The 12438-nt window shown below is 71.0% G+C and carries 20 protein-coding genes and 1 pseudogene; 16 read left to right on the top strand and 5 right to left on the bottom strand.

Going from position 1 to position 12438, the window contains the following annotated elements; all coding sequences use genetic code 11:
• From ABTX81_RS21425 to ABTX81_RS21350, 16 genes and pseudogenes are all read left to right on the top strand, one after another.
• Nucleotides 1-210 carry a hypothetical protein gene (locus tag ABTX81_RS21425; protein ID WP_350548034.1) on the top strand — a complete coding sequence of 70 codons (210 nt, stop codon included), beginning with the start codon at nt 1-3 and terminating at the stop codon, nt 208-210.
• Nucleotides 211-254: 44 nt separating this feature from the next.
• A complete protein-coding gene (locus tag ABTX81_RS21420) occupies nt 255-608 on the top strand; it encodes a hypothetical protein (protein WP_350548032.1) in 354 nt (117 codons plus the stop codon).
• A gap of 226 nt (nt 609-834) precedes the next feature.
• A complete protein-coding gene (locus ABTX81_RS21415) occupies nt 835-2175 on the top strand; it encodes a hypothetical protein (protein WP_350548030.1) in 1341 nt (446 codons plus the stop codon).
• A 17-nt stretch (nt 2176-2192) separates the two neighbouring features.
• Nucleotides 2193-2780, top strand: a complete 588-nt coding sequence (locus ABTX81_RS21410) for a DUF6879 family protein (RefSeq protein WP_350548028.1) — start codon at nt 2193-2195, stop codon at nt 2778-2780.
• Between the two features lie 20 nt (nt 2781-2800).
• A pseudogene (locus ABTX81_RS21405) lies at nt 2801-3004 on the top strand (helix-turn-helix domain-containing protein); the annotation flags it as partial.
• A 51-nt stretch (nt 3005-3055) separates the two neighbouring features.
• Complete coding sequence (locus ABTX81_RS21400) at nt 3056-3649, top strand: DUF5753 domain-containing protein (protein WP_350548178.1); 594 nt, start codon at nt 3056-3058, stop codon at nt 3647-3649.
• A gap of 97 nt (nt 3650-3746) precedes the next feature.
• A complete protein-coding gene (locus ABTX81_RS21395; protein ID WP_350548026.1) occupies nt 3747-3965 on the top strand; it encodes a hypothetical protein in 219 nt (72 codons plus the stop codon).
• 4 nt (nt 3966-3969) lie between these two features.
• Entirely contained in the window at nt 3970-4194 is a 225-nt protein-coding gene (locus ABTX81_RS21390; protein ID WP_350548024.1) for a hypothetical protein, read from the top strand.
• A 63-nt stretch (nt 4195-4257) separates the two neighbouring features.
• Nucleotides 4258-4419, top strand: a complete 162-nt coding sequence (locus ABTX81_RS21385) for a hypothetical protein (RefSeq protein WP_350548022.1) — start codon at nt 4258-4260, stop codon at nt 4417-4419.
• Nucleotides 4416-4718 (top strand): hypothetical protein, encoded by a 303-nt coding sequence (locus ABTX81_RS21380; protein WP_350548020.1) that lies wholly within the window; start codon nt 4416-4418, stop codon nt 4716-4718. Before ABTX81_RS21385 ends, ABTX81_RS21380 begins: the two co-directional genes overlap by 4 nt.
• Nucleotides 4719-4751: 33 nt before the next feature.
• On the top strand, nt 4752-4874 hold the full coding sequence (locus tag ABTX81_RS21375; RefSeq protein ID WP_350548018.1) for a hypothetical protein: 123 nt from the start codon (nt 4752-4754) through the stop codon (nt 4872-4874).
• Between the two features lie 129 nt (nt 4875-5003).
• Entirely contained in the window at nt 5004-5426 is a 423-nt protein-coding gene (locus ABTX81_RS21370) for a hypothetical protein (protein ID WP_350548016.1), read from the top strand.
• Between the two features lie 83 nt (nt 5427-5509).
• Entirely contained in the window at nt 5510-6079 is a 570-nt protein-coding gene (locus tag ABTX81_RS21365) for a hypothetical protein (protein WP_350548014.1), read from the top strand.
• Complete coding sequence (locus tag ABTX81_RS21360; protein WP_350548012.1) at nt 6043-6882, top strand: protein kinase family protein; 840 nt, start codon at nt 6043-6045, stop codon at nt 6880-6882. Before ABTX81_RS21365 ends, ABTX81_RS21360 begins: the two co-directional genes overlap by 37 nt.
• Nucleotides 6879-7370, top strand: a complete 492-nt coding sequence (locus ABTX81_RS21355; RefSeq protein ID WP_350548010.1) for a GNAT family N-acetyltransferase — start codon at nt 6879-6881, stop codon at nt 7368-7370. Before ABTX81_RS21360 ends, ABTX81_RS21355 begins: the two co-directional genes overlap by 4 nt.
• A gap of 104 nt (nt 7371-7474) precedes the next feature.
• Entirely contained in the window at nt 7475-7732 is a 258-nt protein-coding gene (locus ABTX81_RS21350; protein WP_350548008.1) for a hypothetical protein, read from the top strand.
• Nucleotides 7733-7762: 30 nt separating this feature from the next.
• On the opposite strand, the gene ABTX81_RS21345 is transcribed toward ABTX81_RS21350, so the two are convergent.
• The 5 genes from ABTX81_RS21345 to ABTX81_RS21325 form a co-directional block, all read right to left on the bottom strand.
• Nucleotides 7763-8179, bottom strand: coding sequence for an STAS domain-containing protein (locus ABTX81_RS21345; RefSeq protein ID WP_350548006.1), 417 nt, complete (start codon nt 8177-8179; stop codon nt 7763-7765).
• Nucleotides 8180-8364: 185 nt separating this feature from the next.
• Entirely contained in the window at nt 8365-8652 is a 288-nt protein-coding gene (locus ABTX81_RS21340) for an HAD domain-containing protein (protein WP_350548004.1), read from the bottom strand.
• 109 nt (nt 8653-8761) lie between these two features.
• Nucleotides 8762-10051 carry an MFS transporter gene (locus tag ABTX81_RS21335; protein WP_350548002.1) on the bottom strand — a complete coding sequence of 430 codons (1290 nt, stop codon included), beginning with the start codon at nt 10049-10051 and terminating at the stop codon, nt 8762-8764.
• Nucleotides 10052-10167: 116 nt separating this feature from the next.
• Complete coding sequence (locus ABTX81_RS21330; RefSeq protein ID WP_350548000.1) at nt 10168-10869, bottom strand: dienelactone hydrolase family protein; 702 nt, start codon at nt 10867-10869, stop codon at nt 10168-10170.
• Nucleotides 10870-10961: 92 nt separating this feature from the next.
• Complete coding sequence (locus ABTX81_RS21325; RefSeq protein ID WP_350547998.1) at nt 10962-12374, bottom strand: sugar porter family MFS transporter; 1413 nt, start codon at nt 12372-12374, stop codon at nt 10962-10964.
• Nucleotides 12375-12438 lie beyond the last annotated feature (64 nt).

Genomic DNA, 12438 nt, shown 5'->3' with positions numbered 1-12438 from the left:
GTGCACGTCGTCCCCGAGCCGCTGCGGGTCATGGACCTGCCCCGCTCTCACACCTTCGGCTACGCCGCCCCCGGCACCGCCCCGCACGTCGCCCTGGTGGACCACGCCGACCGCCGGGCGCTGTGCGCCCCGGACACCCCGCTCACCTCGGACTGGGCGCTCAACGGTGACCCGCTCTGCCCGGCCTGCGCCGCGCTCGTCCAGCCGTGACACCAGACCCCGCCCCCGCCACCCCGACCACCACGGAGACACCAGTGCCCGCCGCCACCGCCTACACCCTCACCTACCCCCGCACCGCCGACCGGCCGGAGATGAGCGTGCGGTTCACCGCCGCCCCCGACGCGAAGGGCACGTGGACCGTCGAGCGCCAGCCCCTCGGTGCGGCCGGCCGGATGCTCACCGGGGACCAGCCCCGCCGCTACTTCGGGGACGAGGCGCGGGTCCGGGCCGAAGCCACCTTCCGTGGCCTCGTCGTGCGCGAGTGCCTGCACGTCGGCCGGCTGCTCCAGCTCGACCTGGAGGCCCGGGACATCCGTTTCCGCAACGGCCTTCCGACGCTCGACGGTATGGACGCCGGGGAGTGGCTGGACGCCATGGGCACCGACTGACCGGCCGCCGGCACCAGGCCCCACCCCCTCCCCGGGGTGGGGCCCGTGTCGCAATGCCGGGTGTCGGACCCTGTTTTGGTTCGAGCCCCACCCTTAGAGGCTATGTCTATGTTCTTTTTAGAATGTCACTAAAAAAGACATAATGACATAGACCCCTACGCTGTGTAACCCACCTCATCGCCCAGAGTGACCACCTGGGCGCCCCCGCACAACGCAGGAGACACCAGTGACCACCCCCGCCCGAGCCCCCTGGATACCCGGCGGCGGAACCGCCCTGGACTGGGGCCTGCGCAACCCGTGCCCGGTCGGCGTCGGCCCCGGTGGCTACCGGGGCGAAGGCGGGAAGGTGTGGTGCCTGGACTGCGGCGACCGCTACACCGGCTGCCCCGCCCAGGTCGGCGACGAGCACGCCCACCGCGACGACGCCCAGTTCGCCGCCCGCCTCCACGCGGACGAGCACGAAGCCGAGTTCCGCCGGTTCGTCGTGGCCCTGCGCACCGAGGAGGCCCGCGAGAAGTCGGGGTGGACCAGCAGGGTGTACGCCCTCGTCGCGGCGGCCACCAGGGAGGACCCCGACGGCGGGGTCTGGTGGGACGGCTCCGGCTACCGCCTGGTGCCGGCCGGGGGCCGCCTCGGGGCCAAGGGCCGCCGGGTGCGCCGGAAGGTGGTCGAGCTGGTCATCAAGGCCGGGTTCCTCCGCCAGGACGAGCACGGCGAAGTGTGGGCCACCGCCGACGGCCGCGCCATGCTCAAGATCTGGCAGCCCCACCGCGCCGAGCTGGCCGAACCCTGGCCCGCCCGCCACGAACCCCAGGCCCTGCCCCCGCTCCCCGGCGGCCAGGAGGACCGGCGACGCCAGGAAGCCGCCCGCCAGCTCTGGGCCCAGCTCCAGCGCCAGCAGGCCGAGACCCGGGCCGAACTCGTCCGCCTCCGCGAGCAGGCCGAGCAGCGGCACCAGGACGAACTGGCCGCCGAGCGCCAGCGCCGGGCCGACGCGTGGGCCGAGCGCGAGCGCGCCGAGCGGGCCCGCACCGGGGCGGACATCGACGTGTCGTGGTCCGCGGAGGGTGCCGGCCGCTGGACCGTCACCGGCTCCGGCCACGACCGCCGCCTCGTCGTCACCCTCAACACCACCGACTTCGCCCACGACTCGTACGAGATCCGGGAGAACGGCTACTTCATCTCCCGCCACCGCTACCGGCACCACGCCGAGGCCGCCGTGCAGCAGCTCCTAGCCGACGGAGTCGAGATCGGCCCGCCGACACCAGGCCCCACCCCTCCTTGTAGTTGGACGTCCGGCAACGACGTGCCTAACCTAACGATCCGTCAGAAGCGGAAACCCCTGACAAGGCGAGCCATCAGGACGGAGTATGGGGGCCAGCTCAGGTCTGCAACTGAGCGCAACCGGCTCGACACGGGAGGATCAGATGGCACTACGGTTCGTTGCGAAGGACGAAAAGTCGGGGGATCACGGGTCTCCCACCGTATGGGTAGACCCGGACACCAAGGACTTCGTCATCCAAGGCTGGAAGCTGGACGAGGCCACAACGGCGGAGTGCTTGGCTGACGGTCCGATTCCGGATCATGAGACGGTGGTCCGTATCCCCAGCCGCATGGCCAAGGCGCTCAAGGAGGCGTTGGATGTCGCAGAGCTTGAGTAGCTTCGCTGATCTGTTGAGGTCTGCGCGGAAGTCAGCGGTCCACCTGGAACTTCGCGATATCTACGCCGTTGACAACGAGGACAAAGGCTTCCGAGCATGGAAGGCCGGCCACCGGCTCGATCCTGCTGACCGGGCATCGTGGTGGAGGCCCTGGCTTGACCTTGTCCAGGAGGTGACCGCCAGCGGGGTCTCCGTCAGGCGGGCTCGTGTGATCTCGGAGCCCGTCAGTGAGTACATTCGGTACGAGCACTCCTTTACATTCACCAACGTCGCCGGCGGTGAAGAGGTTAGGTGGCTTCCCCGTCGGGCTGCCTCCGACCTTCTTTTGCCTGTAAATGACTTCTGGCTGTTCGATGGCCGCGTCGTTCAATTCAACATTTTCGACGGCGATGGTCGATGGGTCCACACGGATCAAAGTGACGATCCCGCTTTGGCTCGGAGCTGTGTCTCAGCTTTCGATGCGGTGTGGGAGCGTGCCATCCCTCACGAGACTTTCAGTTTCGCCGAGTAATCACCACGGCCGGCCAGTTCATGTCCTCGTCTCCGTTCTCCAGCGCCCAGGCCGCACGGAAGGCGCTCGCCGATCAGCTCGACCAGATCCGGCGTGACGCCGGGCTCACAGGGCTTGAACTGGCCGCACGGTGTGGGTGGCATAAGTCCAAGTCATCCCGTATCGCCCGGGGTCTTACGGTCCCATCGGATAGCGACATCCGGGCTTGGTGCACCGCTTGCGGTGCTGCGGAGAGAGCGGCGGACCTGATCGCAGCGTCCCGTAGCGCCGAGTCGATGTACACGCAGTGGCGGGATCTCCATCGCGACGGCATGAGAAGGGTGCACCAAAAGACGCTGCCGCTTTATCAGCGGACACAGAAATTTAAGGTATACGCCTCTAATGTCATGCCGGGAATGACGCAGACGGCCCCGTATGCCTCGGGACTTCTTCGGTCAATTACGACCTTCCAGGGCACCCCGGACGACGTGGAAGACGCGGTGAAGGCCAGGCTGAAGCGATCCCGCGTCCTCCATGATGCTAGCCATCAGTTTGCGCTAGTCCTGGAGGAGGCCGTTCTCTACTACGGCGTCTGCGACGACGAAGCGCTCGCTGGCCAGCTCGACCACCTACTCACTATCTCCTCATTGCCGAACGTATCCGTCGGAGTTATCCCATTTCATGCCCGCCGGACCGTCTGGCCCCTTGAAGCGTTTTACGCCTTTGACGAGAGCCTCGTAGCGGTCGAGACGCTGACAGCGGAGATCAACGTCACTGCTCCTGGTGAGATCCGCACCTACCTTCGTGCCTTCGCCGAGCTGGCCAAGCTCGCAGTTCACGGACCCGAAGCGCGGAGCCGGATCGTTAAGGCTCGCAGCACTCTCGGGTGAACCTGTGCAACCACGTGCAACTTCGTGGCACCGTCTGTAGCCAACTCCCTACGGTCTATCACGCACCCCCACCGCCACGGCGAAGGAGGAGAGACCGATGGCGAGACGTACCCCGAAGCGTGAGTACCGCGAGGTCGTGACCGGCCCGAGCAAATCCGAGTTGAGCCTGCCTCCGGCCGGTTGGAGCCCGCTGGACGACTACAGGGCGGCCAACCCCGCCGGCCGCGCCCCCTCGGTGGGCTCCCTGCTCCAGCGGGACGCCGTGCTCTCCACCTGCCCCTGCCGGGACTGTTCGGCCCGCAGATCGGCCGCGTGAGCGCGTGCAGGAGATCACCCGCCAGCGGATGGAACCGCCTCCGCTCTGCCCGGCCTGCTTCCTCCAGACGACGTACAACTCCCCGTCGCCCACCGACGACACCTGGGCCTGCCACATCTGCGGGCGCTTCGGCTTCCTGCTCCCGGCCGAGTACGTCAGGGCCCACCCGGGCGAGGACGCGGTGGTCGTGGCAGGAACCGGCCGCCACCGTCCCGGCCGCTCGACCTGATCAACAACCAGCACCACCACATCGCACGCCCCGACCAGATGGAGAGGCGCAACTGTGCACAGTGTGATTGAGGGAGACCCTGTCCGGCACCGCACGGACGGCTGGACGGGCATCGTCGCCGAGACCCCGAGCAAGCTCGCCAGCCACGCCTGGGTCAACCCGGACGGCTCCAGCGACCCCTACCCGCAGATGGTCCCCCTGGCCGACTTGGAGTCCGCGGAGTGAACGCCTCGTCGCTGCCCGTCCGCGTGACCGCGCCACTGCCCGCCCGAGGGAGCACCCCGCCGCCGACGCCCGTCCGGATCACGGGCGACGGGATGGTGGTGGACCGTCCCGACGGCTACCGGCAGGGCACCTGCTGGGTCTGCCACCGCGAGACGCTGGTGTGCGCCGGAACCATGCTCCAGGCTCCCGGCGACACCGAGGCGAGCTGCCACGCGATCTGCGACGACTGCATCGCCCTCGCCCGCAGGCCCCTGCGCCGTGCCGCGATGCGGGCCGCGCTCGACAAGCGCCCGGCGTAGGCCGCTGTGGACGACGGGCAGGAGGAGTACCGCGTGGCTGCCGACCGAGCCGCTCGCGGACTTCCGACGCCGCTGCCGGTGGCCATCGCTCAGACGGTCGCGCTGGTCCTGCTCGCGGTCGTGGCAACCGCGCTCATCGCGTCCGGCCGCTTCTGACCGTCACGCCGCGCCCATGGGCGCCCCATGAACTCCCGGCTCGTCGGAACGTTGACGACGGGCCGGGGCACCACGCACGACTGCCCGGCCAGTGCCGGCCGGGCAGAGCCAACCCGATGGGAGATGCACGTGAGCACCGCCACCACCCCCAGCTCCACCGTGGAGCTGGACGAGCTGGGCAAGTTCTTCAGCATCACCGCGCGGCGGATCGACGCGGGCGACACCGCCCCGCAGATGTTCTCCGGCGCGATCGACGCGGCGTGGCACACCCTCGTCGCGGACCCGGCCGCGCACGACGCGTTCGCGCTCCAGCACGCCGGCCGCAAGCTGGCCCACGTCGAGAACACGGGCAACGGCTACATCTCGTGGGTGGCCGCGTACGAGGAGGCGTACGGCCCCTTGCCCGAGGTCTGGTTCACCAGCGCCGACGGCACGCTCGACACCGCCGCCCTGGCCCGCTACCGCGACACCGGCGAGGTCTGGGCGGAGTGGGACTGCTCGCCCACCGGCGGCGACAGCGACGACGTGGCCCCGGCGGCGTCCCACCTGTGATCACCGCACCATTCGACGGAGCGTCCCGGCCCACCGCCGGGGCGCTCCGCCTCATCGAGCCCCGCACCGAGGACCCCGTCAGCGTGGACGTGAACGGCTACCTCGCCGGACTCCACGAGCACTGCCCCTTCCTGAAGCCGTCCACCCGCCGGGGCATGACCGGGTGGACGGTCTACGAGATCACCCCCGGCAGCCACCGGTACGCCGTAGAGGCGGAGTTGTTCTACGCCGGCGTGCAAGCCGCGGAATGGGTGCGCCCACTGATGGGCCGCGCTTTCGGGGTCCTCGCGTGCGAGAACATCGTGCTGCTCGGGCAGTGCGAAGGCGCGGACCACCGAGAGCTGATGACCTGGCCACACTGGGCGCTGAAGAACCTGTATGCCCCGGTCGGGGTCATGTTCGGCAAGTTCGCTCAAGGCGCGGTCGAGACCGGCCGGCGCGGACAGAGCATCCCGCCACCACCGTTCTCGTTCCTCCCGGTGCGGGCGGGTGTCCGGCCGCTGGACCCGGCGTTCCTGGAGCGCACGCCCAGCCTGGCCATGGCGCTGTCCGTGGCGGTGGACGACGGCCGGAACGTCTTCGAGAAGATCCCTTGCGAGTGGAAGGCAGTACGAGAATGGGCGAGTTCCCTCCCGAGGCCAGAGTCGCGCTGAAGGTGGCCGAGGCCGTCTGTGGGCCGGTGGAGCTGGAGGAGATCAGCAACCGGCGGAGTTCGGCGGTGTGGAAGGCCAGCGGCCAGGACGGCGTCATGAGCATCAAGCTCGGCACCGGCGAAGCCACCGAGGTCACCACGCACGAAGCGTCCGTGCTGGACCAGCTCCCCGGGTACACCGTGACCGCTGGCCGCTTTGACGGCGGCGCGTGGCTCGTGACCCCATGGCTGGCCGGGCCCTCCACCTGGGACCTCTTCCGGCCGGTACGCAAGGACGACGGCGGACGCGACGAAGCCCTGGCCGGGACCGTCGCCCTGTGCCGTGCGGTGGCCGACCTCCACGAGGCCGGATGGGTGCACGGGGACCTCCAGCCGCAGCACGGCATCCACAACGATGGAGTCCGGCTGCTGGACTTCGCCTGGTCCCACCAGACGGGCACCACGCCGTGGCAGCGGTTCGACGGCACGATGATCCACCTCACCGCCCCCGAGTTGGCCGCCCGGATCATGAACGGCCCCCAACCCGTCTTCCCCACACTCCCCGCCGACGTCTACGCCCTCGCCGCAACCCTGTGGACCTGCGTCACCGGAGCCTGGCCCCTGGACTACGAGACCGCCGGCCTCGGCAAGGACACGCCCCTGTCGGAGCTGCGCAAGGCCATCGCCCACCGCGCCGTGCCGATCTCCACCACGATGCCCTGGCCCTCCCTCCAGGCCCGACTGCGCTACGTCCTGTTGTGTGCCGCCGAAGACCGGCCGACCGCCGCGGAGTTGGCCGGTCTCGTCGCCAAGGCCGACGAGTGATCGAACTTCGGGAACTGGTGCTCGGCGACGCCAGCGCGGTGCAACGCATCTACAGCGCCGAGTCGGTCAGATACCTGGGCCGGGCAGCGATGGACTCCCGCGAAGCCGCGGAGTTCGTAACCGCTGCCGTGGCGTCGGCGAAGCGAGACCCGCGCACGCTCTACACCCTCGGCCTCACCGTGGACGGTGACCTCCTCGGGGTCGTCAAGCTCCACCTGGTCCGCCCCGTTGCCGCCGTGAGCTACATCCTGCGCAGCGACGCCTGGGGGCAGGGCTACGCCACGGAGGGGGTGCGCAAGGCGCTCGCCCTCGGGCTGGGCCATCTGCGGCTGCCTGAGATCCACGCCCGGCACCACCCCGACAACCGGGCCTCCGGCCGCGTCCTGCTCAAGGCCGGGTTCAACTTCACCGGCGTTCGCGCCAACTTCCTCACCTACGCGATCCGACCGCCCCAGGCGACCGCCGACACCACCCCGCCCCGCCTCTGACCATCTCGCACCCCCGCCGCTCACCCCCTCGCGGCGGGACGCCCCCGCCCTGTGACTTCCCCCGAAGCCATAGGGCGGGGGCCCTTCCATACAGGGAGCAACCTATGTGGGCGGCCACCGAGCCCGAGCGCGAAGCCATGATCAAGAAGCTGGTCATGGCGGTGATGCCGGCCGTTGCCCTGCGGTACAGCGCCGGGGCGAGCCTGACCGTTCTCGGCGCGATGTACGGATGCGACCCGGTCTGGTTGCACGACCAGCTCCTCAAGTCGTGGAAGCTCACCCACCCCGAGACGGTGAACCCCGCAGGCCCCCGGATGCCGTGGTCCCCGATCCGCCTGCCCAACCGCACCACGATGCCCTGACCCGCTCCGGGATTGGGGTCGAAGGGGCTACTAGGCATCGTCGTGGCGATCACCAGCGGGCCAGTTTGGGTCCCTGGAGGCCAGCGCGTGCTGAACGGTCGGGTAGAGGCGGAAGACCCGGTCGGCCTCGGTGATCCGCAGGACCTGGCGCACCGGCTTGGCGGGGGCGGCCAGCACGAGCGGCACCCCGTGCCGGTCGGCGTCCCGGCGGGCGCGGAGAAGGGCGTTGAGGGCGCTGGAGGTGAACATGGTGGTCTTCGACAGGTCGACCACCAGCACGGCGGGGTCATGGGCGAGCGCCCGGTTCAGCGCGGCGTGGAGCTGGGGTTCGTTGTCCATGTGCAGGTCGCCGGCGGGCGTGCACACCACCGCGTCGTCCACGGTGGCGATCCCGGCCAGGAAGTCCGTCTCGGGGCCCGGCCGTGCGGGATGAGGGGTGGTCGTCATGGGACGCCTCCTGGCCCACCGAAGGCTCCACCACCGAAGGGGGCGGCGGGCCGGGGCTAAGAACCCACGCGGGGTGCGCGGAGACATCGCGGCGACAGCCGACGGGCATCCGGCCCGCCACCGTGACGGAAACCGGTATGTCTAAGAAATACCCCCCTCACCGCCGCCGACACAACCGGGCCGAGTCAAGCTTCATCCAACCCCCACAGCAGGTTGCTGTAGTGGGTGATCGCCCCTTCGACCTTAGCCCGTTTACGCAGGTCGGGAACAAGGTGCAAGGACGGTGCGTTCCCCCAGGTGGTCGCCCAGACCAGTTCGTAGCTGTCGGCCAGCTCGCGCAGCCATGTGCCGTGCCGGGCGGAGAGCAGCACGGTGTAGCCGAACAGGGTGTGGGAGTCGAAGTCGGCCTCGGGTCCGGGACAGACCGGGTTGAGCACGCCGTCGACGTCCAGGAACAGCAGTGGCTTGGGCATCGGGTGTCCCCCTGGTCTCATCCGTCGTCACCTGGACGGACGTGCCGCGCCCTCCGGCGGTTTCCCGCCGGAGGGCGCATCCGGGGGCGCACGGGGTGCGCCGGGCGGTTCAGCCGGTGGCGGCGGGCGCCGGGAGCGCGTCGGCGGTCGGTACGGCGGCGGGGGCGGCCGGGCGCCGGGAGAGCCGGCGGACCTCCGGTTCCAGCAGCACCGCGGCGCTGAGCACCAGGGAGATCACCGCGCAGGCCCCGAGCGCGCCGGACAGGCCGAGCCGGTCGGCGACCGGGCCGGCGAGCGCGGTGCCGAGCGGCGCCAGCGAGAGCGAGCCGAGCTCGTCGTAGGCGGTGACCCGGGAGAACGCCTCCGGGGGGATCTCCTGCTGCAGCGCGATCATCCAGTTGACGCCGAAGACGGTGACGCCGACGCCGGACAGGAACATCGCCAGGAAGAGCACCGGCAGCGGGGCGGACACCGCCAGGGCGAGCGCGGGCAGGCCGAACAGGAAGACGCCCCAGTTGCCGGCCAGCAGGATCCGGCGCGGCTGCCAGCGGGCCATCAGGAGGCCGGTGGCGACCAGTCCGACGCCGTAGGCCGCCATCGCCAGGCCCCAGTCGCGGGCGCCGCCGAGCTCCTCCTTCGCGTAGGCCGGCCCGTACACCGCCTCGACCGCGCCGACGCAGGTGACCAGCATCGAGAACTGGAGGACGATCACCCAGAGCCAGCGGCGCGAGGAGAACTCCTGCCAGCCCTCGCGCAGGTCGCGGAGCATCCCGCCGCCCTCGGCCGGGGCGGCCGGGGCCTGCGGCTCCAGCAGGAAGCGCAGCGCGGCGGCGGCCAGGAAGCAGACCGCGTCCAGGGCGAGCACCCAGCCGGCGCCGACCGCGGCGGTCAGCGCGCCGCCGAGCGCGGCGCCGCCGATCTGGGAGCCGTTGAAGCCCATCCGGTACACCGAGAAGGCCCGGGCGGCGTGCTCGGGGGCGACGCTCTCCATGATCATTCCGCCGGCGGCGGGGGAGTAGAAGGCGTAGCCCGCGCCGGCGCCGGCCGAGAGCAGCATCAGCTGCCACAGGGCCGGGTCGCCGGCCAGCACCAGCGCGGCGAGGGCGCCCTGGAAGACGGCGCTGAACACATTGGCCGCGACCATGACGTGATGGCGCGGCAGCCGGTCGGCGAGGGCGCCGCCGACCACCAGCAGCAGGACGGTGGGCAGCAGCCGGGCGGCGGTGACGTAGCCGACGTCGGCGGTGGAGCCGCCGCCGTCCAGGATGGCGAAGGCGATGGCGATGGGGGCGCCGGCGTTGCCGAGACCGCTGACCACGGTGGCGGAGGTCTGGATCCGGAAGTTGCGGCTCGCCCAGGCGAGGCGGCCGGTGGGGGAGGGGGGCGGTGGGCTCTGCACCCCGTGACTATGCCGGGGCGGATGGTCCGTGTCCATCCGATAATCGGGGCGCCGGGAGGGCCGTGCTCGGGGCGCCGGGCGGACGTCGGCCGGCCGCTCGCGGGGGGCCTCGGGGGTCAGCCGAGGTGCCCCCAGAGGAAGGTCAGGGTGCGCCGCCAGGCGATCTCCGCCTGCAGCGGGTCGTAGGTGCCGAGTAGGTTCTCCTCGTTCATGAAGGCGTGTCCGGCCGGATAGAAGTGGATCTCCGGGCGGACGTCGGTGGCCTCGCCGATCCGGATCGCGGCCTCGTCCACGGCGGCCATCGGGATCGCCCGGTCGTGCTCGCCGTAGTGGCCGAGCACATGGGCGGTCAGGCCCCGGTACTCGAAGTCCGGGTCGGGCGGCAGGCCGTAGAACGGCACCACCGCGGCCACCCGGTCGCCCTCGGCGGCGGCCAGCAGCAGGGCGAAGCCGCCGCCCATGCAGAAGCCGACCACCCCGACCGCGTCGCCGACCACGCCGTCCAGGCCGAGCAGCAGGCCGACCGCGCCGCGCAGGTCCCGCACCGCCTGCTCGACCGGCAGCTCGCGCTTGAGCCGGGCGGCCTCGGCGCTGTCGTGGGTGGTCGTGCCGCCGAAGAGGTCCGGTGCGAGGACGGTGAAGCCCTCGGCGGCGAACCGGTCGGCCACGCCGGCCAGGTACGGGGTCAGGCCCCACCACTCCTGGACCACCACCAGGCCGGGGCCGACGCCCTGCGGCGGGCGGGCCAGGTAGCCGTGGGCCTCGCGGCCGTTGCTCGGGAAGGTGACGTTCTGCCGGGAGCCGCCCTGGTCAGGCATGGCTTCCTCTCGGGGGACGGGCCGCCGGGCGCGGCGGCGGGTCGGTGGCCGGGGGCGTGCGTGCGGTGGCGGGGCCCGGGGGCCGCGCGGGGTCAGCCCATCTCCTCCAGGGCGCGGCCCTTGGTCTCCTTGATGCAGAAGGCCACGAAGGGGATGGAGAGCAGCGCGAAGGCCGCGTAGATGACGTAGGTCGCCGACAGGTTCCAGTCGGCGAGGTCGGGGAAGCTGACGGTGATCGCCCAGTTGGCGATCCACTGGGCGGAGGCGGCGACGGACAGCGCCAGCGCGCGGATCCGGTTGGGGAACATCTCGCCGAGCAGGACCCAGACCACCACGCCCCAGGAGAAGGCGAAGCAGAGCACGAAGACGTGCGCGGCGATCAGGGCGACCGTCGCGTGGGTGTTGTCCAGGGTGGCGGCGTCGCCGGTGCCCTCCCGGTAGGAGAAGGCCCAGGCGGCGGTGCCGAGCGCGACGGCCATGCCGGCCGAGCCGGCCAGCGCGAGCGGCTTGCGGCCGATCCGGTCGACCAGGGCCATCGCGATCACCGTGCCGATCACATTGATGATCGAGGTGGAGAGGCTGATCAGCAGCGAGTTGGACTCGTTGATGCCGACCGACTGCCACAGGAAGGAGGAGTAGTAGAAGATCACGTTGATGCCGACGAACTGCTGGAACACCGAGGCGCCGATGCCGACCCAGACGATCGGCAGCAGGCCGAACCGGCCGCCCAGCAGGTCCTTGAGCCGCGGTTTGCGGGCCGACTCCAGCACCGAGCGGATCTCGGCCACCCGGGCGTCGAGGTCGACGTCCGGGCCCTCGACCTCCACCAGCACCCGGCGGGCCTGGGCCTCCCGGCGGTCGGCGATCAGGTAGCGCGGGGACTCCGGGATGGCGAGCGCCATCAGCCCGTAGACCAGGGCCGGGATCGCCTCCACGCCGAGCATCCACTGCCAGGCCTGGATGCCGCCGAGGTGGCCGGTGGACTCGCCGCCGGCGGCCTGGTTGAGCGCCCAGTTGGCGAGCTGGGAGACGGTGATGCCGAGCACGATCGCCATCTGCTGGAAGGAGGCCAGCCGGCCCCGGTAGGCGGTCGGGGCGACCTCGGCGATGTAGGTCGGGGCGATCACCGAGGCGATGCCGATCGCCACGCCGCCGACCACCCGCCAGACGGCCAGCATCTCGATGTTCGGCGGGAACATCGAGCCGACGCCGCTGACCGCGAAGAGGAACGCGGCCAGCAGCATGGTGCGGACCCGGCCCAGGTGGTCGGCCAGCCGCCCGGCCACGACCGCGCCGGCGGCCGAGCCGAGCAGGGCGATGGCCACCACGAACGCGGTCGTGCCGTTGCCCACCCCGAAGTGCTTCTGGATGCCCGTGACGGCGCCGTTGATCACGGCGCTGTCGTAGCCGAACAGGAAGCCGCCCATCGCGGCGGCGGCCGAGATGAACACCACGTGCCCGAGGTGCGCCTCGCCGGACGCCGGATGGGTGTGGGTACTGGACACGCGCGCTCCCCGGGTCGACGGTCCCGCCCGTACGGCCGGGTGGGCAGGGTTCGTCTCACATTCG

Source organism: Kitasatospora sp. NPDC097605 (genome assembly GCF_040302725.1).
Lineage (GTDB): Bacteria > Actinomycetota > Actinomycetes > Streptomycetales > Streptomycetaceae > Kitasatospora.
Note: the sequence above shows the minus strand (reverse complement) of the source record. Positions and strands in the feature narration are given on the sequence as shown.

Bases quoted from the DNA above. Each gene is read 5' to 3' on its own strand.
- ABTX81_RS21330 (WP_350548000.1), bottom strand. From the start codon at position 10,869: ATGCCTGACCAGGGCGGCTCCCGGCAGAACGTCACCTTCCCGAGCAAC.
- ABTX81_RS21400 (WP_350548178.1), top strand. From the start codon at position 3,056: ATGTACACGCAGTGGCGGGATCTCCATCGCGACGGCATGAGAAGGGTG.
- ABTX81_RS21410 (WP_350548028.1), top strand. From the start codon at position 2,193: ATGAGACGGTGGTCCGTATCCCCAGCCGCATGGCCAAGGCGCTCAAGG.
- ABTX81_RS21350 (WP_350548008.1), top strand. From the start codon at position 7,475: ATGTGGGCGGCCACCGAGCCCGAGCGCGAAGCCATGATCAAGAAGCTG.
- ABTX81_RS21340 (WP_350548004.1), bottom strand. From the start codon at position 8,652: ATGCCCAAGCCACTGCTGTTCCTGGACGTCGACGGCGTGCTCAACCCG.
- ABTX81_RS21395 (WP_350548026.1), top strand. From the start codon at position 3,747: ATGGCGAGACGTACCCCGAAGCGTGAGTACCGCGAGGTCGTGACCGGC.
- ABTX81_RS21360 (WP_350548012.1), top strand. From the start codon at position 6,043: ATGGGCGAGTTCCCTCCCGAGGCCAGAGTCGCGCTGAAGGTGGCCGAG.
- ABTX81_RS21345 (WP_350548006.1), bottom strand. From the start codon at position 8,179: ATGACGACCACCCCTCATCCCGCACGGCCGGGCCCCGAGACGGACTTC.